The organism is Pseudoalteromonas sp. CnMc7-15, from assembly GCF_022347925.1.
Lineage (GTDB): Bacteria > Pseudomonadota > Gammaproteobacteria > Enterobacterales > Alteromonadaceae > Pseudoalteromonas > Pseudoalteromonas ruthenica.
The window spans coordinates 303151-323654 of record NZ_JAKRFT010000005.1; the positions used below are offsets into that span (position 1 = coordinate 303151).

At 47.1% G+C, this 20504-nt stretch carries 21 protein-coding genes; 13 read left to right on the top strand and 8 right to left on the bottom strand.

The features are described 5' to 3' along the window. The first annotated feature begins 87 nt into the window (after nucleotides 1-87). The 12 genes from MHM95_RS14040 to mgtE all read left to right on the top strand — a co-directional run bounded on the left by MHM95_RS14040 (nucleotide 88) and on the right by mgtE (nucleotide 9319). Nucleotides 88-1059, top strand: coding sequence for a calcium/sodium antiporter (locus tag MHM95_RS14040; RefSeq protein WP_045979160.1), 972 nt, complete (start codon nucleotides 88-90; stop codon nucleotides 1057-1059). A 9-nt stretch (nucleotides 1060-1068) separates the two neighbouring features. Continuing rightward, the gene (locus tag MHM95_RS14045; protein ID WP_022945556.1) at nucleotides 1069-2037 is read left to right on the top strand and encodes a KpsF/GutQ family sugar-phosphate isomerase; all 969 of its coding nucleotides are present in this window, start codon (nucleotides 1069-1071) and stop codon (nucleotides 2035-2037) included. After that, nucleotides 2037-2588: a 3-deoxy-manno-octulosonate-8-phosphatase KdsC gene (gene kdsC, locus MHM95_RS14050; protein WP_022945555.1), complete on the top strand. Its 552-nt coding sequence runs from the start codon at nucleotides 2037-2039 to the stop codon at nucleotides 2586-2588. Before MHM95_RS14045 ends, kdsC begins: the two co-directional genes overlap by 1 nt. Continuing rightward, on the top strand, nucleotides 2585-3139 hold the full coding sequence (gene lptC, locus MHM95_RS14055; RefSeq protein ID WP_022945554.1) for an LPS export ABC transporter periplasmic protein LptC: 555 nt from the start codon (nucleotides 2585-2587) through the stop codon (nucleotides 3137-3139). The genes kdsC and lptC overlap by 4 nt, the downstream gene beginning before the upstream one ends. Next, nucleotides 3129-3653 carry a lipopolysaccharide transport periplasmic protein LptA gene (gene lptA / locus MHM95_RS14060; protein WP_022945553.1) on the top strand — a complete coding sequence of 175 codons (525 nt, stop codon included), beginning with the start codon at nucleotides 3129-3131 and terminating at the stop codon, nucleotides 3651-3653. The genes lptC and lptA overlap by 11 nt, the downstream gene beginning before the upstream one ends. Continuing rightward, nucleotides 3653-4378 carry an LPS export ABC transporter ATP-binding protein gene (gene lptB / locus MHM95_RS14065; protein ID WP_022945552.1) on the top strand — a complete coding sequence of 242 codons (726 nt, stop codon included), beginning with the start codon at nucleotides 3653-3655 and terminating at the stop codon, nucleotides 4376-4378. The genes lptA and lptB overlap by 1 nt, the downstream gene beginning before the upstream one ends. A gap of 24 nt (nucleotides 4379-4402) precedes the next feature. Then, nucleotides 4403-5899, top strand: a complete 1497-nt coding sequence (locus MHM95_RS14070; RefSeq protein WP_022945551.1) for an RNA polymerase factor sigma-54 — start codon at nucleotides 4403-4405, stop codon at nucleotides 5897-5899. 25 nt (nucleotides 5900-5924) lie between these two features. Next, nucleotides 5925-6212 carry a ribosome hibernation promoting factor gene (gene hpf / locus MHM95_RS14075; protein ID WP_022945550.1) on the top strand — a complete coding sequence of 96 codons (288 nt, stop codon included), beginning with the start codon at nucleotides 5925-5927 and terminating at the stop codon, nucleotides 6210-6212. A 1-nt stretch (nucleotide 6213) separates the two neighbouring features. Continuing rightward, entirely contained in the window at nucleotides 6214-6660 is a 447-nt protein-coding gene (gene ptsN / locus MHM95_RS14080; protein ID WP_022945549.1) for a PTS IIA-like nitrogen regulatory protein PtsN, read from the top strand. Between the two features lie 66 nt (nucleotides 6661-6726). Further along, the gene (rapZ, locus tag MHM95_RS14085; protein ID WP_022945548.1) at nucleotides 6727-7572 is read left to right on the top strand and encodes an RNase adapter RapZ; all 846 of its coding nucleotides are present in this window, start codon (nucleotides 6727-6729) and stop codon (nucleotides 7570-7572) included. After that, nucleotides 7572-7844: an HPr family phosphocarrier protein gene (locus MHM95_RS14090; RefSeq protein WP_053909878.1), complete on the top strand. Its 273-nt coding sequence runs from the start codon at nucleotides 7572-7574 to the stop codon at nucleotides 7842-7844. Before rapZ ends, MHM95_RS14090 begins: the two co-directional genes overlap by 1 nt. Nucleotides 7845-7960: 116 nt before the next feature. Next, nucleotides 7961-9319, top strand: coding sequence for a magnesium transporter (gene mgtE / locus MHM95_RS14095; protein ID WP_022945546.1), 1359 nt, complete (start codon nucleotides 7961-7963; stop codon nucleotides 9317-9319). Here mgtE and MHM95_RS14100 read toward each other — a convergent pair. The 4 genes from MHM95_RS14100 to pmbA form a co-directional block, all read right to left on the bottom strand. Continuing rightward, entirely contained in the window at nucleotides 9316-9474 is a 159-nt protein-coding gene (locus tag MHM95_RS14100; RefSeq protein ID WP_022945545.1) for a YqaE/Pmp3 family membrane protein, read from the bottom strand. The genes mgtE and MHM95_RS14100 overlap by 4 nt on opposite strands. 81 nt (nucleotides 9475-9555) lie before the next feature. After that, nucleotides 9556-10119, bottom strand: coding sequence for a BON domain-containing protein (locus MHM95_RS14105; protein WP_045979157.1), 564 nt, complete (start codon nucleotides 10117-10119; stop codon nucleotides 9556-9558). A 224-nt stretch (nucleotides 10120-10343) separates the two neighbouring features. Continuing rightward, nucleotides 10344-10760 (bottom strand): VOC family protein, encoded by a 417-nt coding sequence (locus tag MHM95_RS14110; RefSeq protein WP_022945543.1) that lies wholly within the window; start codon nucleotides 10758-10760, stop codon nucleotides 10344-10346. 133 nt (nucleotides 10761-10893) lie between these two features. Then, nucleotides 10894-12243, bottom strand: coding sequence for a metalloprotease PmbA (pmbA, locus tag MHM95_RS14115; protein WP_053909988.1), 1350 nt, complete (start codon nucleotides 12241-12243; stop codon nucleotides 10894-10896). Between the two features lie 100 nt (nucleotides 12244-12343). Here pmbA and yjgA point away from each other — a divergent pair, with 100 nt between their 5' ends. After that, complete coding sequence (yjgA, locus tag MHM95_RS14120) at nucleotides 12344-12856, top strand: ribosome biogenesis factor YjgA (RefSeq protein ID WP_045979155.1); 513 nt, start codon at nucleotides 12344-12346, stop codon at nucleotides 12854-12856. Between the two features lie 71 nt (nucleotides 12857-12927). Here yjgA and tldD read toward each other — a convergent pair whose 3' ends face one another. Genes tldD through rng form a run of 4 tightly spaced genes read right to left on the bottom strand, consistent with a single transcriptional unit; the run spans nucleotide 12928 to nucleotide 20502 of the window. Continuing rightward, nucleotides 12928-14367 carry a metalloprotease TldD gene (gene tldD / locus MHM95_RS14125; RefSeq protein WP_239385596.1) on the bottom strand — a complete coding sequence of 480 codons (1440 nt, stop codon included), beginning with the start codon at nucleotides 14365-14367 and terminating at the stop codon, nucleotides 12928-12930. Next, nucleotides 14364-15194: a carbon-nitrogen hydrolase family protein gene (locus MHM95_RS14130; protein ID WP_231658015.1), complete on the bottom strand. Its 831-nt coding sequence runs from the start codon at nucleotides 15192-15194 to the stop codon at nucleotides 14364-14366. The genes tldD and MHM95_RS14130 overlap by 4 nt, the downstream gene beginning before the upstream one ends. Continuing rightward, on the bottom strand, nucleotides 15191-19030 hold the full coding sequence (locus MHM95_RS14135; RefSeq protein WP_239385597.1) for a YhdP family protein: 3840 nt from the start codon (nucleotides 19028-19030) through the stop codon (nucleotides 15191-15193). Before MHM95_RS14135 ends, MHM95_RS14130 begins: the two co-directional genes overlap by 4 nt. Further along, nucleotides 19030-20502 carry a ribonuclease G gene (gene rng, locus MHM95_RS14140; RefSeq protein WP_022945537.1) on the bottom strand — a complete coding sequence of 491 codons (1473 nt, stop codon included), beginning with the start codon at nucleotides 20500-20502 and terminating at the stop codon, nucleotides 19030-19032. Before rng ends, MHM95_RS14135 begins: the two co-directional genes overlap by 1 nt. Between the last annotated feature and the right edge of the window lie 2 nt (nucleotides 20503-20504).

Here is a 20504-nt window from a genome sequence, read left to right on the forward strand (position 1 = left end):
CCTAAACACACGGTTTTCTTACACAAACACAGCCCAGTTTGTTACTATCAGCGCCAAGGTTTCACTTACATCAATGGCTCATTAATCATGCTCACCTCTTTCGCCATTCTAGTTGCTGGTTTTGTCGCCCTAGTATGGAGTGCGGATCGTTTTGTTTATGGCGCAGCTGCGCTGGCACGCAACTTAGGGGTGCCAGCCCTAATCATCGGTTTGACTGTGGTCGCAATGGGGTCGTCGGCACCAGAGATGATGGTATCAGCTTCTGCGGCACTGGCAGATAAAACCGATACTGCTGTCGGCAACGCTGTTGGTTCAAACATTACCAATATTCTCTTGGTGTTAGGTATTACTGCTTTGCTACGCCCACTTTCAGTGTCCTCCATTACACTAAAGCGCGAAATGCCCATTGTGCTCGTGGTGTCACTGATTGCATGGTATATGTTTACCGATAATTATTTCTCTCAGCTTGAGGGATGGCTATTGGCGGGCGGTTTTGTCACCTTTATCGTTTTTTTGATTGTTATTTCACGCAATCAAAAAAGTAATGATGACGATCCCTTGGTGAGTGAAGTCTGTGATGAAATACCCAGTGGGGTGAGCACCAAGTCCGCACTGATTTGGTTAATTATCGGGATGGCGATGCTGCCCATCAGTTCGCATTTTATTGTCGACTCAGCAGTGGATATAGCCCAGTATTTTGGCCTTTCTGATTTAGTCATTGGGCTTACCATCATCGCCATTGGCACTAGTTTACCGGAACTTGCTGCTTGTGTGGCTGGGGTGCTGAAAAATGAAGACGACTTAGCACTGGGCAACATTGTCGGCTCGAATCTATTTAATATTCTCGCTGTCCTATCCATCGCCGGTATTTTAAACCCATCGGTTATCGACCCCTCCGCCGCTAACCGTGATGCATTAATTATGATTGCGGCAACGGTGGTGCTTATTGCCATGAGTTTGAACTTTCGTGGCGCGCGGCGTATCAACAGAATCGAGGGCGGCTTTTTACTAGTCGCATTTTTTGCCTACCAAGGATATATTTTTAGTCAGTTAGCCTAGAGTAATAGTATGAGCCAAAGCTTTATTGCCACCGCACAACGGGTTTTAGAAATAGAACAAACCGCTTTGCAGGAGTTACATCAGTATTTAGACGCACAATTTATTCAAGCGTGCGAGATGATCATGGCTTGTAGCGGCCGAGTCATCGTTATTGGCATGGGTAAATCAGGACATGTTGGTAATAAAATTGCCGCGACCCTAGCAAGTACCGGCACTCCAGCGTTTTTTGTGCACCCAGGTGAGGCCAGCCATGGTGATTTAGGCATGATCACTGAAAATGACATCGTTATGCTCATTTCTAACTCTGGCGAAACGCACGAAATTGTGAGCATTATTCCGGTAATTAAACGTATTGGCGCGCCCATGATTGCCATGACCGGCAATCCTCAATCAAGTATGGCGACCTTAGCTGATGCCCATATTTGCATTAAAGTATCGCAAGAAGCTTGCCCACTGGGTTTAGCCCCCACCGCAAGCACGACCGCAACCTTGGCAATGGGCGATGCACTCGCTGTTGCTTTATTAGAAGCCAAAGGCTTTACCGCCGATGACTTTGCCCTCTCCCACCCCGGCGGTAGCTTAGGTAAACGTTTATTACTGACCTTGAATGATGTTATGCATAGCGGCGATGACGTGCCACGCAGTCACCAATCACAAAGCATTAAAGAAGCCTTGTTAGAAATCTCAAGCAAAGGCTTAGGAATGACCGCTGTTGTCGATGATAATGAGCGACTGGTAGGGCTATTTACCGATGGCGATTTACGCCGTGTATTGGAGCAGCGAGTGGATATTCACAACACCGCGCTGATTGAAGTAATGACTCCAAACTGCACCACAGCCGATGCTCATATGCTGGCGGCGGAAGCACTGAAAATTATGGAGCAAAAACGCATTAATGGACTCATTGTGACCGATCACGAGCAACGTCCCATTGGCGCGCTGAATACGCAAGACTTATTGCGCGCGGGGGTGATTTAGTGTTGTTTTCAGAATTATACCAAGCCATAGACGAAGGCGCATGGCAACGTGCACAGCGCACTCGATTGTTAATTTGCGATATTGATGGCGTGTTTTCAGATGGCCGTATTTATTTAGGCAATCAAGGCGAGGAATTAAAGGCCTTTAATACCAAAGATGGGTTCGGCATTAAAGCGTTGCTCAATGCGGGTGTTGAAGTTGCTGTTATCACCGGGCGACAATCACAGATAGTACAAACGCGAATGCAAAGCCTGGGTGTCCCCCACATTTATCAAGGTAAAGAGAATAAGCTCGAAGCCTATGCACAGTTAAAACGCACATTAAACCTAAGCGATGAGCAAATAGCCTACATTGGTGATGATGGCCCTGATTTACCGGTGATGGAGCAAGTCGGGTTCGCCGTAGCGGTTAACGACGCTCACCCACTGGTTAAGCGAATAGCCCATTACAGTACCTTGCTACCAGGGGGTTTTGGTGCTGTGCGTGAGCTCACAGATTTGCTGATGCTGGCCCAAGGACACAGCCTGGGAACACAGGGAAGTAGCACATGAACGCAGCGAGAGCGCTCATATCACTGCTATTTATCGTCGCGATGGCGTGGCTTTGGTACCCTTATTTTATGAAGTCGACAGATGATGGTGTCGCTCAGCAAGACCATATTGCCACACCCGACTATATCGCAACTGGGCTAAGTCAGACTAGTTATAACGATCAGGGTGAGTTAAGCCACACCGTTTATGCTGAGGAAATGGAGCTGTATCAAGAGCTCGGGTTTACACATTTCACCAAGCCGGTATTTACCTTATATGGTGAAACAGAAAATTGGCAGGTAAACGCCGATGAAGCGACTTTATACAACAACAACATTTTGATCTTGGAAAATAACGTCACCGCCACCAACTTAAAAGAAGGGGCGATGATTGAGAAGGTCAGCGCTGAGGCCATTCAAGTTGATATAGATAGCCAGCGCATGGAGTCCGAGCAGGCTGTAGTATTAAGTGGCCCGAATATGAAGATCACCGGGCAAGGCTTGAAAGCAGACCTCAATACAGAGATAGTTGAATTAACAGAACATACGCGAACAATATATTATGACCAATAAAATCAGTGCATTAATTACATCCATCGCAATTGGCTTGTGCTCTGCCAGCGCTACTGCTGAGCAAATCACCGCCAAGGAAGTGTTAATTGATGCCGACAAACAACAAGCACTGATCAAAGAAAATATCACTATTTTTGATAAGAACGTGCATATTGTTCACGGCAAACGGGAAATAAAAGCTGACCGCCTTGAGGCTCACCGTCGTCCAGAATTGGGTGATAACAAGCAATTGCTCGTAGCCACCGGCTCACCAGCTGTGTACACCGAAGTGATGGAAGATGGCACCGAGATTTCTGCACAGGCGCTGGAAATTCGTTATGACGTCGCCTCTGAGACCCTTAAAATTCAAGGTGATGCTAAGATTGCCATGGCCGACCAGCATATCGTTGCCGAAACCATAAGCTATGATATTGCCAAACAGCTGATCACCGCCGAAAAAGATGAAAACTCCAGCACACGAGTGCGCACAACATTAACACCACAAAGTGACGATACGCCGGAGAAAGAGCAATAATGGCGACTCTTAAAGCACAAAAATTAGCGAAAAGCTATAAAGGCCGGGAGGTCGTCAAAAGTGTGGGCTTAGAAGTACAAGCAGGTAGTATCGTCGGCTTGCTCGGCCCTAATGGAGCCGGTAAGACAACTACTTTTTACATGATAGTTGGCTTAGTACCCAGTGATAAAGGCACCATCAGTATTGATGATGAGGATATCACCTTGATGCCGATGCACTCTCGTGCGCGCTTAGGTATTGGTTATTTACCGCAGGAATCATCTATTTTTCGAAAGCTGACAGTTTTTCAAAATTTGATGGCCATCCTAGAAACCCGCAAGGGCTTAAGCAAAGCAGAGCGTGAAAGCGAGCTTGAGGGCCTACTTGATGAGTTTAATATACAGCACATTCGAGACTCACAAGGAATGGCGTTATCTGGTGGCGAACGTCGCCGGGTAGAAATAGCGCGAGCATTGGCGGCAAACCCCAAGTTTATCTTGTTGGATGAACCTTTTGCTGGTGTCGACCCTATTTCAGTGTTAGATATAAAGAAAATCATAGAGCATCTGCGCAATCGTGGCATTGGTGTATTAATCACCGACCACAATGTGCGAGAGACCCTAGACGTATGTGAAACCGCATACATTGTTTCCCATGGCGAGCTCATTGCTTCTGGCACTCCAGAGCAAGTTCTTGCCGATCAAACGGTTCGCGACGTCTATTTGGGTGAGCAGTTTAGATTATAACGATTAAAGGATTGTTAGAGATACATGAGGCAATCATTACAGCTGCGCCTAGGCCAGCAATTAACAATGACCCCACAATTGCAGCAAGCGATTCGCCTGTTGCAGCTCAGTACTTTGGATCTCCAACAAGAAATTCAAGAGGCGTTGGACGCCAACCCATTACTTGAAGTTGAAGAAGACAATTACGCCGACAATAACGACAACCAAGAGCAAAAAGAGTCGACGTCCGACAACCAAAATAACGATACCGCCGAGACGGCCAGCGCCAGTAAGGATGAAGTTGAAAGTGCTGATGCCATGAACAACGAGTCCATCAGTGAAGACTTGCCCATGGATGTGTCTTGGGATGAGTATATTAGTGCGGCTCCCGTTGCCTCCTCTGGGCCTATGCCAGAAGATGAGTCTATCTACCAAGGCGAAACCACCGAGTCGTTACACGATTATTTAATGTGGCAGCTGCAATTAACACCTTTTAGTGCCACCGACGAGGCCATCGCCACAGCCATCATTGAAGCCATCAATGACAACGGCATTTTAACAGTCAGTTGTGAAGATCTGCTGGAAAGCTTGAATCATGATGAACAAGACGATGGTATCGAGCTCGATGAAATTGAAGCCGTTCTTAAGCGTATCCAACTCTTTGATCCAGTAGGAATTGGTGCGCGTTCTTTACAAGAGTGCTTGTTGATCCAGCTCAAGCAATTTGACCCACAAACCCCTTGGCTTGAAGAGACCAAAGAGGTAGTTTGTAACTATATTGATTTGCTTGGTAGTCGTGACTATCGCACCTTGATGAAAAAGACTAAGCTTAAAGAAGCGCAGTTAAAAGAGGTGATGACACTGATACACAGTTTAAATCCGACTCCTGCAGCCACGATTGTGCGAGAGCAGTCAGAGTATGTGATTCCAGATGTATCAGTGAAGAAAGTTAAAGGCCGCTGGGTGGTTGAATTAAACCCAGATAGTATGCCTAAGATCCGCGTTAACGATCACTATGCATCAATGTCGCGAAGCTGTAAGTCGCAAAGTGATAGTCAATTTATTCGCTCGCATTTACAAGAAGCGAAATGGTTTATAAAGAGCTTGGAACAACGCAATGATACGCTACTTAAAGTAACTAATTGCATTGTTCAACAACAACAGGCATTCTTTGAACATGGTGAAGAGGCAATGAAGCCAATGGTGCTTAATGACGTTGCCGAAATGGTGGAAATGCATGAGTCAACGATTTCCCGTGTGACCACCCAAAAGTATATGCATACACCACGGGGTATTTTTGAGCTGAAGTACTTTTTCTCCAGCCATGTTACAACCGAAAACGGAGGTGAATGCTCGTCCACAGCGATTCGAGCATTGATCAAAAAGCTAGTAGCTGCGGAGAATCCTGCTAAACCGTTGAGTGATAGCAAGATTGCCGACGTACTAGCCGAGCAAGGAATTAAAGTGGCTCGGCGCACGATTGCTAAATATCGTGAATCGCTAGCCATTCCACCGTCAAATCAGCGTAAAAGTTTGATATAGACGTTAGACAAGAAGGAAAATGCTTATGCAATTAAATCTTACCGGTCGTCACGTAGAAATCACTGATTCTCTTCGCAACTATGTGAATAGCAAATTTGCAAAATTAGAGCGTCACTTTGACCATATAAATAATGTGCATGTCATTCTTGATATTGAAAAACTAACACAAAAAGCAGAAGCTACTCTTCACGTTAACGGTGGTGAACTGTTCGCAACCGCAGAGCACCAGGATATGTATGCGGCGATCGACGGCTTAATTGATAAGCTCGACCGTCAAGTGATTAAACATAAAGAGAAATTATCTCGTCACTAACATGAACCTAGATTCACTCTTTACCAAGGACTGCAGCAAAGCTGCGGTCCTTTTTAATAGCAAAAAAAGAATGCTGGAGTACCTCTCTCAGGTGGCTCATCAGCACAGTCCTCACCTCAGCGAGCAATCGGTACTTGATGCTTTGCTAACCCGCGAAAAGCTGGGCAGTACTGGCATCGGCAAAGGCGTTGCTATTCCACATGGCCGTCTCGATGGTATCGACAGTACGATTGCCATTGTTGTAACCAATCGCGAAGCCATTAACTTTGATGCCATTGATAACCGTCCAGTGGATATCTTTGTCGCACTTTTAGTGCCGGCTAATGAGACTGAACAACACCTGAAGACCTTAGCGACAATTGCTGATAAACTAAAAGACAAACAACTGTGTAAACAACTGCGCTCAGCCAGCAGCGATCAAGAGCTTTATCAATTGATCGCCGACTAATGCGCGCCGTATTAGTTCATGGTGTGGTTTAAATGTGCGTCTTGGGGTAAAACAAGGAGTTGTCGGATGGAACTTATCATTGTCAGTGGTCGCTCGGGTTCTGGAAAATCAGTCGCGTTACGGGTGCTCGAAGACCTTGGGTACTACTGCGTAGATAACATCCCGGTTATTTTACTCCCCTCTTTGGTGCGCAGTGTTTCGGCAAATTATGACAAAATTGCCGTCAGTATCGACGTGCGCAATTTGCCCAAAGAACAGCATGAATTTAACGACATTCTCGCTTACCTGCCTGAGTTTGCTAAGCCTTCGCTGTTTTACCTTGATAGTGACGAACAAACGTTGATTAAGCGTTTCTCTGAAACTCGTCGACTACACCCCTTATCCATGCAAAATATGACGTTGGATGTCGCTATTCGTGAAGAGAAGCAGCTTCTTGATGTACTCATCTCCCACGCCGACTTTATTATTGATACAACTGAGCTCAGTGTTCACCAGCTGGCGGAGATGATCCGTGAAAAAGTGCTGGGTAAAAAAGACAAGCAATTACTGATCACTTTTGAGTCTTTTGGGTTTAAACATGGCATTCCAAAAAATGCTGATTATGTGTTTGATGTGCGGTTTCTCCCCAATCCCCATTGGGAACCTGAACTAAAGGCGCTCACAGGGTTAGACCAACCCGTTCAAGATTATCTAGCCAGTCACTCAATCGTGCAAAAGTTCACTTGGCAGATCCAAACTTTTGTTCAAACTTGGTTACCCCACCTAGAGCGTAATAACCGTAGTTATTTAACCATTGCTATTGGCTGTACAGGGGGTCAACACCGCTCAGTGTACCTTGCCCAAACTTTGGGAGAGCGCTTTTTAGATACTTATCCGAACGTGAAAATTCGCCATCGAGAGCAGGAAAAATAGTGATGGTTGAAGGTACTTTTATTATTCAAAACAAGTTAGGCCTACATGCTCGTGCAGCCTCACAATTGGCGCAACTGGCGATGAATTTTGATGCCGAAATAATGCTATATCAAGGCGATAAGAGCGCACAGGCCGACAGTGTCTTGGCTTTACTGCTCCTTGAGAGCGGCAAAGGTAAGGAAGTGCGCGTGCAGTGTGAAGGCCCTGATGCCGACGCCGCGTTGGCAGCTATCGGGGCGCTCATTGCAGAAAAGTTCCACGAACAAGAATAACCCTTAGGCATTTACTTTTGCTATCATTGATTTAGTTAGGTTAAACTAATCAACGGCTTGTAAGCGCTTGCTTGCACGCTATTTCCCACCCCATTTTTTGTATTTAAGGGATGCCTATGCCAGAAGCCTATGAACAAGATTACCCGCTGCAACAACTTCAAGAAGTCACCGAAGCTCTTAATAGCGGCCAGTTTGTTCATGTACGCAGGCTTCTCGCCAAAACTGCGCCCTGTGATACCGCATTATTATTAGAATCATCGCCCCATAAGACACGTTCTAAACTATGGGCGCTCGTCGACCCTGATGTCCAAGGTGATGTACTTGAAGAGCTCTCTGAAGATGTACGCCTGAGCATTATCTCACGCATGGAGCCTGAGCATATCGCCGCAGCGACAGAGGACATGGACGATGATGACTTAGGGGAAGTATTACGAAGCTTACCAGAGCCCGTTTATAAAGACGTTATTGAGGCGATGGATATCCAAGATAGAGACCGTGCAACTACGGCTCTGTCTTACCAGGAGCGCTCAGCTGGGGCGCTGATGAATACCGATACAGTGACTATCCGTCCCGATGTCTCTGTTGATGTGGTGCTGCGCTACTTACGCCTCAAAGGCGAGTTACCTGAAGGCACCGATGAGCTCTACGTAGTCGATAAAAATAACTGCTTTTTAGGCTCAATGCCATTGAGCTCTTTGCTAACCACCATGCCAGATGCCATCGTGCGCGACATCATGGATGAAGAGTGTGAATCTATTCCAATCACCATGGATGAGTCTGAAGTGGCGCAGCTGTTCGAGCGTCACAACTGGATTTCGGCCCCTGTGGTCGACGATCAGGCGCACTTACTTGGGCGTATTACCATTGATGATATCGTCGATGTTATCCGTGAAGACGCTGAACACAGTTTACTGAGCTTAGCCGGTCTAGATGATGAAGAAGATACCTTTGCACCGGTATTTAAAAGTACTCAGCGGCGCTCCGTTTGGCTTGGAGTAAATTTATTGACCGCGATGCTGGCCGCATTTGTGGCGAGCTTTTTCGAAACCACCTTAGGTATCTTGCCATTTTTAGCCGTGCTCAATGGTATTGTGCCGTCAATGGGGGGCGTGGCCGGATCACAAACGCTGACCTTGGTTATTCGAGGCCTCGCACTTGGCCATATTAACGCCACCAACCAGAAATTTATACTGACCAAAGAGCTCGCCATCGGTGCCTTGAATGGGGTACTGTGGGCTTTGCTTATCGGTAGCGCCATCGCGCTTTGGAAATGGGATTTAACAATCGGTTTAGTGATCGCCTTTGCGATGTTTATGAATCTCCTCGCTGCGGGTATTGCTGGTGCGGTTATTCCCCTAATTCTGAAGAGAATGAATATCGATCCGGCGCTCGCCGGTAATGTAGTGCTGACCACAGTTACCGACATCGTAGGTATCTTCGCATTCCTTGGAACCGCGACTTGGTTCCTTATTTAACGCCGTCCAATAATGTAGATAGCGTGAATAAGGCCAGGGAAGTAGCCTAGTAGGGTTAGTAAAATATTAAGCCAAAAGTGCATCCCTAAACCCACCTGCAAAAATACACCTAGTGGGGGAATAAGAATTGAGAAAATGATTCTAATAATGTCCATGATTGCTCCGCTAATTAAGCCTGCTTGTAGATAAAGGAAAGCCCAGCAACGCTGGGCCTTCTACCGAGAACTTACAACTAATTATTCAGCCATTACTCGCAGTTCATCGTTTACTTCACGAACATCTTCTGTGTTTTCAGCGATTTTAATCGCAAGGTCACGCTCGGCTTCGCTATCTACGTTGCCTTTAAGCGTAACGACACCTTGGTCGGTATCAACATCAATGTCAGTGCCAGCAACTTCTGAATCAAACAGTAGACGGGTAGTGATTACCGTCGAGATCTTAGCGTCGGTTAAATCGCTGCCAGTATCTCCTGCATCATCATTGTGGCTCATACCTTCTTCGTTGTTCATAACCGTTAGCTGGTTTTCTACATCGTTTACACCATCTAGGCTAACTACCAGCTCTTCGGCCAACTCTTTATCGACCTCGCTGTCTACTTTACCTGTGAGCATAACCTTGCCATTTTTCACATCAGTGTTGATGTCAAAGTTGTTCAGGTTGCCATTCAGTAGCAGCACAGTTTCAGCTTTACCATCAATCCATGCATCTTTACTCTCGTTCTGCCAATCATTTGCTTGGGCAGTGAAGGCAGTAGAACCAAGTACAGCTGCAGCTACGATTGTCTTAGTGAACGTTTTCATAATGTCGTCTCCTTACTATTGCTTGTGACGCTTTAAGTGTTGCGAATCCCTTGCCAACTTTATTTTATCAATAAAATCAAGAGTATAAATAACGTGTTCAGCAAGCATTTAGGTACAACCTTACCTAAGTTACACACCTCAGTGAAAAAATTTCCGAAAAGCGAACAATCAAGAGATTTACGTTCATTTAGTGTTTATTTTGCAACTTTTAGCAGCATTTAAGTCTATAGATCGTTATTTCTCTGTGCTGGAATATCAGATCCGTATTCAACAAACTCCACTTCAAAACCAGCTGGGTCTTTAAAGTACACGTTGCGACGATAAGGATTTTCAGGGCCCACTTTATCAACTTCGAAGCCCGCGTCTTGGAGTCGTTGAATGACGCCATCAAGATCTTCTGTGACATAAGCAAAGTGTGCTAAACCAACTTGATGGCCGCTGAGATCACGGTTGTCACCAATGCCATTGTCACTAAAAGCAAGGTAGTGGTAATCATCGCCAAAATGCACCCAAGTACGCGGCTTCCCCGACCATAACCCCTCGCCTTGACTGCGCACCCGCCAATGTGGAAAAGCGGCACGATAAAAGTTGAGGGCTTGGTTGATGTCATTCACGACTAGGTTTACATGCTCTAAATACATAACGTTCTCCCGAAGATGATTTATTATTTCAGGGACTAAGGTATTTCCTCAACTTAAGTTGAGGTAAAGCACTTTTTAGAATTTATTTAAAAAAGCCTAGAGAGGGGCTCTAGGCTTTATCGTGTTACTTGAGCTACTGCCCCGCAACTTGCATTTGTTCAATTAACACCGAACCGGTTAACACCCCGCCGCGAGGGTCGACATCACCGCCAATGCCAGCAACGCCTTTAAACATCGAGCTAAGGTTGCCAGCAATGGTAATCTCACTGACTGGGTATTGGATCTCACCATTTTCAACCCAAAATCCGGCCGCCCCGCGCGAGTAATCGCCGGTGACAGTATTGACGCCTTGCCCCATCAACTCGGTCACTAGCAGACCTTTACCCATTTGTTTAAGCAAAGCGTGCAAATCATCATGGGTTTGCTGTACCAACCAGTTATGAATACCGCCGGCGTGGCCTGTGGCGGTCATACCCATTTTGCGAGCGGCATAACTGGCTAATAAATAGGTCTGCAGTTCGCCACCGTGAATAATCTCACGATCTTGCGTTTTAACGCCCTCCGCATCAAAGGGTGAAGAAGCAAAACCTTTGGCTAGATGCGGACGCTCACTAATATTAACAATATCACTGAAAACTTGGGTATTAAGACTATCGAGCAAGAAGCTCGACTTACGATAAAGCGCACCGCCGCCAATGGCCGACACTAAATGCCCAAACAGAGAATTAGCCACATCGGCACGAAAGATCACCGGCACCTTCATGGTTCCTAGTTTTTGGCTATTAAGCCGAGCAAGCGTTTCTTGCGCCGCTTCCAGGCCGACGTCTTTCGCCGCTTTTAAGCCTGCTTGCTCACGCGATACGGTATAGGCAGCATCGCGCTGCATCTGCTCACCTTGTTGGCCAATGACCATAGTGCTGATGCTATGGCGAGTGCGGGGGTAGCCTGCCAACATACCGTGACTGTTACCGTACACACGCAGCCCTTGGTGGCTACTAAAGCTGGCACCATCAGAGTTGACGATGCGTTCATCAAGGTTTAACGCCGCCTGCTCTGCCTCTTGGCAGATTTCAATGCCCTGCTCTGGGGTCACCTGCCACGGGTGGTACAAGTCTAAATCCGGCGGGCTTTGCTCTAATAACTCAGCATCAGCAAGGCCATTACATGGGTCTTCTGAAGTGTACTTGGCGATTTCAATGGCTTTTTCCACCACCGAACGCAGCGCACTGGGGCTTAAATCTGTGGTTGATGCTGAGCCTTTTTTATTACCTACATAAATGCTCACACCCAAACCACCGTCTTGGTTAAACTCGATGGTTTCTACCTCACCGAGACGAGTGCCTACAGAGAGTCCAGAAGTACGTGACATAGCGGCTTCCGCAGCCGTTGCACCGAGCTTCTTAGCTTGGGCAAGCACCTCGCTTACGGCCTCTTTGACTTCATCGATTTGGCTATAAATCGCTGCCGATTCATTTTCTTGCATAATGGCTTTCACAGTTGGTGAATATTGATCTAAGCGTACCACAAAGCATCTGCGCATTTTAGTGATATAATGGCTGCAAAGAGCATTAATCGAGCATGTTATGGCTAAGAGCAAACAACCTGAAGAAGAGATTATTTACGTTTCCAAAAGCGAGCTAAAACGCGATGCCATGGAGTTTCATGAGCTGGGTGTAGAAATCGCCAACCTCTCAAAAAAAGCGCGTGAAAAACTACCATTGAGTAATGAGCTTGTGGAGGCGATGAACTTAGCCGACCGCCTGAAAGAGAAAAAAGACGCCTATCGTCGCCATCTCAATTACATCGCCAAAACCTTGCGCGGCACCGATAATGTCGAAGACATTCATCAAGCTATGGCCATTATCACCAATAAGAACAATCAAAAAGATGTGGTGATAAACCAAATAGAGCAAATTCGAGATGAGCTAATCGCTGAAGGTGATAGCCGCTTAAATCCTCTGCTTGAGCAATATCCGCAGCTTGACCGCCAGCGCATGCGACAAATTATTCGCCAAGCAAGCAAAGAGGTAAAGCAAGAGAAACCCGGAAAGTCTCACAAAGAGCTATTTCAAATCCTCAAAGAGTTAATGCTTTAGCAGGGTTTCGGTTACCAGCTTTAAGTTGGAAAAAAACAGCGCTCTTGCGCTGTTTTTTCTTTTGAGGATGTTTAAGCGGTACCACCGACGGTGAGTTGGTCGATTTTCAAAGAGGGCTGCCCCACTCCTACCGGGACACTCTGTCCATCCTTACCACAAATACCCACGCCTTTATCTAGCGCTAGATCATTGCCTACCATAGATATTTGCTTCATTACCTCTGGGCCATTACCAATCAGCGTGGCACCTTTGATAGGTGTGGTGATTTTGCCATTTTCAATTAAGTAGGCTTCCGAGGCTGAGAACACAAATTTGCCAGAGGTGATATCCACTTGGCCACCGCCAAAGTTTGGCGCGTAAATGCCTTTGTCTACTGAGCTGATGATCTCTTCTTGGCTATGCTCGCCACCGAGCATATAGGTATTAGTCATACGTGGCATAGGCAAGTGTGCATAGGACTCACGACGGCCGTTTCCAGTAGGCGCTACTCCCATCAATTTAGCGTTGTGCTTATCTTGCATATAGCCCTTTAGGACACCCTGTTCAATAAGTACGTTATAACCACCCGGTGTGCCTTCATCATCGATATTTAATGACCCACGACGGTTCGCCATGGTGCCATCATCAACCACAGTACACAGTTCTGACGCCACCTGCTGACCAATTTTGCCACTAAACGCAGAAGCGCCTTTGCGATTAAAGTCGCCCTCAAGGCCATGACCTACGGCCTCATGCAGCAACACCCCAGGCCAACCCGCACCCAGCACCACAGGCATGGTTCCCGCTGGAGCGTCAATAGCTTCTAAGTTGACCTTAGCCATACGTACAGCGTCCTCAGCGTAGTGCATCCAACGCGGCTTACCGTCGACTAATTCTTTGAAATAGTTAAAATCGAGTCTGGCTCCGCCACCGGCACCCCCACGCTCGCGACGATCACCCTTTTTCAACAGCACTGAGCAGTTCAATCGCACTAGCGGGCGAATATCGGTTGCAAAGGTACCATCACTCGCCGCCACGAGCACTTCTTCATAGACGGCGGATATAGAGCTTACTACCTGCTCAGCTTCAGGCGCCAATTGACGGATATACTCTTCAACTTCACGCAGAAGCGCCACCTTATCGTCATCGCTCATGCTCTGAATCGGTTGCAGCGGCGCAAATTGACGTTTCACATCTTGCTCACTGAATATTTTAACCTGACCATGTTGATCAGCATCAGCGATACTGCGTGCAGCCATCGCAGCATTATTAATCGCTTCGAGATTAATAGCATCAGAATAGGAAAAACCGGTTTTCTCGCCACTGATCGCGCGCACACCGACGCCGCGCTCAATGTTATAGCTCCCTTCTTTGACTAAACCGTCCTCTAACACCCACGACTCGTTGTAGCTCGATTGGAAGTATAAGTCCGCATAGTCCACCTTATGCTGATGGATGTATTGCAAGGCGTTGGCGAGATCATCGCGATCCAATCGGCTTTGCGTTAAAAGGTTGTGCTCAACTTGACTCATAAACTTACTTTTCTCGCTTGGCGGTGAGCATGCATGGGCATGGACTCACGGCGTTGATTTAATTCTTCGCTGTTTACTGGCTGGGCTATCCAGCCCTCGCCATGGCTCAGCTCAGCTTGCACTTCACCCCATGGCGAAACAATTAGGCTATGGCCATAGGTCTCACGGCCATTGTTGTGAGCGCAGTCACTATTATTACGACCGTACAGCCCGGCAGCGACCACATAACATTGACTTTCTATCGCTCGTGCACGCAACAAGGTATGCCAATGCGCTCGACCGGTGGGTACTGTAAAAGCACTAGGAACAAGCAGTATATCAGCCCCCAATTGCACTTGCTGACGATAGAGTTCGCTAAAGCGCATATCATAACACACACTTAACCCTAGCCGCCCAAAGGGCGAGTCGAGTACCACCACCTGCTCACCGGCTTCGGTATGTTTGGACTCGTGATAAGTGCCTGTGCCATCCGCTACGGTCACATCAAAAAGGTGAATTTTATTGTATTGCGCTCGCTCTTGACCTTGCTCATCAAAGACAAAAGATGCCGCGAGGTAACGCCCTTCTGAGGTGGCGACCGGCAGAGTCCCTGCCGCAATCCATATACCGTAACGCGTGCACAGCGCAGCTAAACGCTGGCGCCAATATAAGTGTTTTTCGGCCACAGCCAATACCTGCTCACTGCTTTTTGCAAAGCACAGCCAGCTCTCTGGTAAGCACACGAGGCAGGGTCGTTGCGGCTGTAATTGAGCTAAAAATTGCTCCAGCCGCTGAAAGTTATATTCACTGTCTTGCTGGGCACAAAACTGTAACGCATACAGCATCATAGTAATGGTTTCTCCAGTGGCTGCTCAGGTTGCGACGCGGGCGGCTGGTTTTGCGCGGCTTGCGGCAAGGTGACTTCTCGACTGCTACGATCGAGTTCAACCACCTCAGGGTTATCCATTGCCCCACTGACCTTAAATTTAATCTCAGAAATAACGCGCGCTGAGTGGATGACCTTATCCAAGGCCAGTGCAGCTAACCCTGTTACTGGGTTGACCATCCAAGCAACAATCACGGGTAAGCTAGAAGTAACCTGTGGTGCCACGGCTAAATCATAGTTAATGGTTTGCGTATTTAAATCGGCATAACCCTTGATAGTAAGATCAGCAGGCACGCCATCCATTTTCGTATCTTTAGTGTAAGCAATCCCTTGGGCCAACTGCATACTGCCTTGCATACTGTTGTAGAAAAAACCTTTCGCAAACACATCGCGAAAATCCAGCTTGAGCTTGCGCACCAGAGAGTCCAGGCTCAGTAACGAGAAGACACGCGCTCCGCCATCGCTAATTTCACTTAAGTGCCCTTCACCGAGTTGCCAACTAATTTCACCGCCCAAGCTGGCGATATCAATATCGTAAGGGGCTGCCTGCCAATGCAGCGCAAAATCCATATTTGCTTCAGAGTCTTGAACCGTTGAAGTGATGTCAAACTCATCAAACAGCGAACCAATATCATCACTATTAAATTGGCCTTTGACATGGGTTTGCCCATCACGCCAATAGCCATCGGCACGCAGCACATGTTCGCGTTTATCGACCACCAACTCACTAATAGTCAGTTGCTCGCCAGCACCCGCAAAATGAAGCTCGACCTGATCAAGTTGATAATGGTTAATGCGACAATCACCGCAGGTAAACGCTACACTCGGTAGCTGCGTTAACCAATTTAAATCTGTTTCGCTGCTGTGTCTAACGTCATCACCGTCACTATCATTAGTGGGGATGTTCACGCGTAGATAGTCAGCATGGGCGCGAATATCGCGGCGCTGAGCTTGGCTACCGGTGGGAATGTCTACTCGGGCTCGCAGCTCTTTGGCTAGCAATTTTAAATCCATTGCTGCGGGTTGATTAATTAACGTAAATTCCAGCTCATTAAAGGGCACCACATCAACATAAGCTGTGCGTACTTGCCCCACCACCTTGGTTAACGGTGGCATTACCGAAGGCTCTCCACTGCTGCGTGCAGCCACATCAATAATGTTATTAAGTACAGGCTGCCAAGCGAGGATATCAGCTTCTGGGAGATTAACGCTCACCTCAAACCCTTGCTTGTTAAGCCCTAAATTTTGCTTGCCGACAATAAGGTGAGCATTACTCATTTGCTGCTCGCCGTTGTTGAGAATGCCGTTAAAGTATAATTGCTCGTCCAACTCGACCATGATCAGGTTAGAAATGTCATCCCCCTGAATTAAGGCATTAAGCGGCCACGCATCGTCTGCGGCTTTGTTATACGGCGTCGGCAGAGTACTGGTTACCCCGAGCATATCACTTTGCACATGCGCCTCGTAACTAAACCCTTGGTTATCAAAGTTTAGAGCCAACTGCGCATTGAGCGCAGTGGTACCACTCAACTGCGCATCTAACAAACCATTCAGCCGCTTTTGTAACTGCGCCACATCAGCTTGCAAACCAATGTTAACGTCAGCGTGATAGTTTTCGCCTTGGCTTTCACCTAGTAAGCTCACAGTGAGCGGCATCCCTTGCCAATAGGCCTGGGCTTCATTTATCTCAATACGATCGTTTACAAACGACAACCTGCCCCGCAGTTCACTTAAGTCGATGCCGGGCTGCGCTAGGTGAACGGCATTGCCAGCGAATAACACCTCGCCTGAAGCACGCACTCCACTGTCTTTGAGGTCGATAAGCAGCTGCAGCTCGCCATCTAGGCGGTCTTGTGCCTGTATCACATCAAAGACGGTAGCAAGCGGCTCCGCTAATGGTGTTTGCGCAAAAAAAGGCTGTAGCTTAGGCGCTTCAATATTAGCTGTAATATCAATGGCTAAAGTGTCAGCATTGAGCAAGTCCCGCAAATACACATGGACGCTGTCACCCAGCGCTAAATTGAGTAATTCGCCACTGCGGCTATAAATATCCATGCGCTGATTGTTAAACGCTAAGTCAACCATGGCATTTTTTATCGTCGGCCAGTCAGGGGCAAAAGCGAACTCGGTATCTTCTATTTGGGCATTGACCGCGAACCGCCCCTGCTGTTCGGTAAAGGGAAACTGATCGAGCGGTCCCTGTAACAACACCTGAGCAAAATGCATATCGCCACTTTTTATTGCCCCATTGAGGTAGTCAATCAGGTTTTTATGCATATAAGGTTCAGGGAAGTAACGCCCGGCATTGGCTGCACTGCCGCCGCTGATTTCTGCGTATAGGTTCATATCTGGCTGCGAATCCAGAGTCAGCGCAAATTCGGCAACTAAGTCTAAATCATCATTGCTTAAAGTAACTTCATCACTTTCGATGGACCAATGCTCGCCATCATTAAAGAATGCAACTTCTGCGGCAAGTTGTTGATAAGCGAGCGGCTCGCTAAACGTCTTGCCGGTCAGTAGGTGGTTGTCGCTACCAGCAATACTAAGTAAACCTTTACGGTTGTTAATATGCGCGCTGGCACTGAGGTCTTGCGCACCAGGAATACCATGAAATCCCGACCACCCTAAGTGTTCGGCTTCAAACCATACTCGCCATTGCTTATCGCCTTGCCAGTGAAAATAGCCCTCGTTGATAAACCCTTGCGGTTGCACCGTCAGCAACTCTTGTAATAACTGCGACTTACCTAACCGGGCAAAGGTGGAGAACATGGAAATATCTAAGTCTTGCACCCACACTTGTTGCTGTTCGCTGATGAGTGCATCAAAAATTATCGGTGCCCACTGGTATTTTTCATCGCTAAACTGCAGCCCAGATGTACGCACTCGCCAGCCTTTTGCTTGAGGATGAATACGCACCATCCCCTGCTGCAACTCGAGGTATTGAGGTTGTTGCTGGTATTGCCAATTGAGTTGGCTCGGTTGTATCGCCAATTGCACATCGGTTAAGCGGCCCTCAGCAAAGTGCAGCCAAGATTCAAAATTGAGGTTGGATTGTAATTGGCTTAATTCCGGGCGAACAAACTCTTGTAACCAACCAGAGATGTTCAAACTCTGTGCCTGCAGATATAAATCGCCATAAATATTATTTAAGCGCGCGCCGGAGAGTTTAAGGCGAGCTTCAAGAGTGTTTTGCTCGATGCCTGGGAGACTCACCTGACCTTCGGCAAAATGATCTTTAGCACGGTTTTGCCACACCAAGTTTTCTAAAAAAATACGGTGATGGCGGTTATCGAGGCTAATGATGTTCAGTTCGCTATCTTCGATAGCAAAATGCCCTTGCTCACCCAAAAACAGGCTTTCGATTAAGGCTTGCTGCTGCGAGCTGCTGGTTTTTGACTCACTGCTAAGTAGGGCGCGAGCGTCGATTTCAGCGTCAAACCCTTGCAGTACAAAGTAATTGGAGTGCAGCTGCCTATCCAGTAATGATTGCCATAAATTAATATGCAACCGGGTTTGTTCAATGCTGACGCTAATAGGAGCCTTGGCATTGTCGGCAAACCCTACTTGGTTTATGACAAGCGCTGGGCCATTGCCCTGCCAGTTTGCACTTAACGAGCCAATGGAGATATCGGCATTTAACTGCTCACCAAGGAACTGCTCGACCTCAGCACGATAATCATTGGCATAAGGTAAGCTGTATTTGACCAGCGACACCAGCACAGCAAGCAACACTAGGGTAACTGCGCTGATTTGCCAAATTTTCCGCAAACAAAAAAAGCAAACCGACTTGGCGTTCACTACATCATCACCACATCGAACTGCTCTTGGCTATATAGGTTTTCTGTTTGAATCATGACCTGTTTACCAATAAAAAGCTCTAGCTCTGCAAGGTTATGATATTCATCATTAATTAGCGCTTCGCTAACCGCTGCAGAAGCATACACCATAAATTTATCTGCATCATAGGCTCGATTAACTCGAACAATTTCTCGCAGAATCTCGTAACACACGGTCTCGACCGTTTTCAACGAGCCACGACCTGCACAAGACGGACACACCCCGCAGAGAATATGCTCTAAACTCTCCCGGGTACGCTTGCGCGTCATTTCCACAAGCCCGAGTGCAGAAAGGCTATTAATATTCGCTTTCGCTCTGTCTTTGGACAACGCTTGTTCCAAAGAGTGCAATACTCGGCGTTTATGTTCTTCAGACACCATATCGATAAAGTCGATAATGATAATACCGCCTAAATTACGCAGTCTTAGTTGCCGGGCGATGGCACTGGTGGCTTCAATATTGGTATTAAAAATTGTCTCTTCTAGATTACGGTGGCCAACAAAGGCGCCGGTATTAACATCCACCGTGGTCATGGCCTCGGTTTGATCGATGATCAAATAGCCGCCGGATTTGAGCTCTACTTTACGATGCAGTGCTTTTTGTATTTCGTTCTCTACATCGAATAAATCAAAAATAGGGCGCTCGCCCGGGTAGTACTCTAATACCTTCGCAAGGTGTGGTACGAATTCTTCTGTAAAGGTTGTCAGCTCTTGATAGGTAAGCTTTGAATCCACACGAATGCGTTCCATGTCTTCGCCTACATAGTCACGCAAAGTACGAAAAGCAAGCTTTAAATCCTCGTGGAGGATGTTTTCTTTACGGGTTTTCTTCCGCCTGTCGACTATTTTCAACCACAGTTTCTTAAGAAATTCTGCATCATGTTTAAGTTCATGCTCGCTGGCTCCTTCCGCTGCGGTGCGAACTATAAAGCCGCCGTTTTCGTCGTTGTACTGGGCAACAATATCCTTCAGGCGCTGACGCTCTTCGTCGCCTTCTATACGCTGACTAACCCCTACATGAGTGGCATCTGGCATAAACACCAAATAACGTGATGGAATCGTAATATCCGTGGTTAAGCGCGCTCCTTTAGTGCCGATGGGATCTTTGACCACCTGCACCATAATGTGCTGACCTTGGCGCACCAATTCACGTATATCCTGCACTTTTTTGATATGCTGGTCGTCCACCCCTTCTTCAAAAGACGCACTATTGACGATGTCTGAGGCATGTAGAAACGCTGCCTTCTCTAGGCCAATATCAACAAAAGCGGCCTGCATACCCGGTAATACCCGGCTTACTTTGCCTAAATAAATATTGCCGACGATGCCTAGGTTGCCTATGCGCTCAACCTGCACCTCTTGCAATACGCCGTTTTCAATCAGTGCTACACGGCTTTCACTGGGCGTTACATTAATAAGTAATTCTGAGCTCATGG

What these genes read in the sequence shown, in the direction of transcription:
- pmbA (WP_053909988.1), bottom strand. Translation starts at nt 12,243, where the DNA reads ATGCAAGAAAATGAATCGGCAGCGATTTATAGCCAAATCGATGAAGTC.
- MHM95_RS14040 (WP_045979160.1), top strand. Translation starts at nt 88, where the DNA reads ATGCTCACCTCTTTCGCCATTCTAGTTGCTGGTTTTGTCGCCCTAGTA.
- yjgA (WP_045979155.1), top strand. Translation starts at nt 12,344, where the DNA reads ATGGCTAAGAGCAAACAACCTGAAGAAGAGATTATTTACGTTTCCAAA.
- MHM95_RS14105 (WP_045979157.1), bottom strand. Translation starts at nt 10,119, where the DNA reads ATGAAAACGTTCACTAAGACAATCGTAGCTGCAGCTGTACTTGGTTCT.
- rng (WP_022945537.1), bottom strand. Translation starts at nt 20,502, where the DNA reads ATGAGCTCAGAATTACTTATTAATGTAACGCCCAGTGAAAGCCGTGTA.
- MHM95_RS14100 (WP_022945545.1), bottom strand. Translation starts at nt 9,474, where the DNA reads ATGGACATTATTAGAATCATTTTCTCAATTCTTATTCCCCCACTAGGT.
- MHM95_RS14130 (WP_231658015.1), bottom strand. Translation starts at nt 15,194, where the DNA reads ATGATGCTGTATGCGTTACAGTTTTGTGCCCAGCAAGACAGTGAATAT.
- lptC (WP_022945554.1), top strand. Translation starts at nt 2,585, where the DNA reads ATGAACGCAGCGAGAGCGCTCATATCACTGCTATTTATCGTCGCGATG.
- lptB (WP_022945552.1), top strand. Translation starts at nt 3,653, where the DNA reads ATGGCGACTCTTAAAGCACAAAAATTAGCGAAAAGCTATAAAGGCCGG.
- MHM95_RS14110 (WP_022945543.1), bottom strand. Translation starts at nt 10,760, where the DNA reads ATGTATTTAGAGCATGTAAACCTAGTCGTGAATGACATCAACCAAGCC.
- mgtE (WP_022945546.1), top strand. Translation starts at nt 7,961, where the DNA reads ATGCCAGAAGCCTATGAACAAGATTACCCGCTGCAACAACTTCAAGAA.
- hpf (WP_022945550.1), top strand. Translation starts at nt 5,925, where the DNA reads ATGCAATTAAATCTTACCGGTCGTCACGTAGAAATCACTGATTCTCTT.
- ptsN (WP_022945549.1), top strand. Translation starts at nt 6,214, where the DNA reads ATGAACCTAGATTCACTCTTTACCAAGGACTGCAGCAAAGCTGCGGTC.
- rapZ (WP_022945548.1), top strand. Translation starts at nt 6,727, where the DNA reads ATGGAACTTATCATTGTCAGTGGTCGCTCGGGTTCTGGAAAATCAGTC.
- lptA (WP_022945553.1), top strand. Translation starts at nt 3,129, where the DNA reads ATGACCAATAAAATCAGTGCATTAATTACATCCATCGCAATTGGCTTG.
- tldD (WP_239385596.1), bottom strand. Translation starts at nt 14,367, where the DNA reads ATGAGTCAAGTTGAGCACAACCTTTTAACGCAAAGCCGATTGGATCGC.
- MHM95_RS14070 (WP_022945551.1), top strand. Translation starts at nt 4,403, where the DNA reads ATGAGGCAATCATTACAGCTGCGCCTAGGCCAGCAATTAACAATGACC.
- MHM95_RS14045 (WP_022945556.1), top strand. Translation starts at nt 1,069, where the DNA reads ATGAGCCAAAGCTTTATTGCCACCGCACAACGGGTTTTAGAAATAGAA.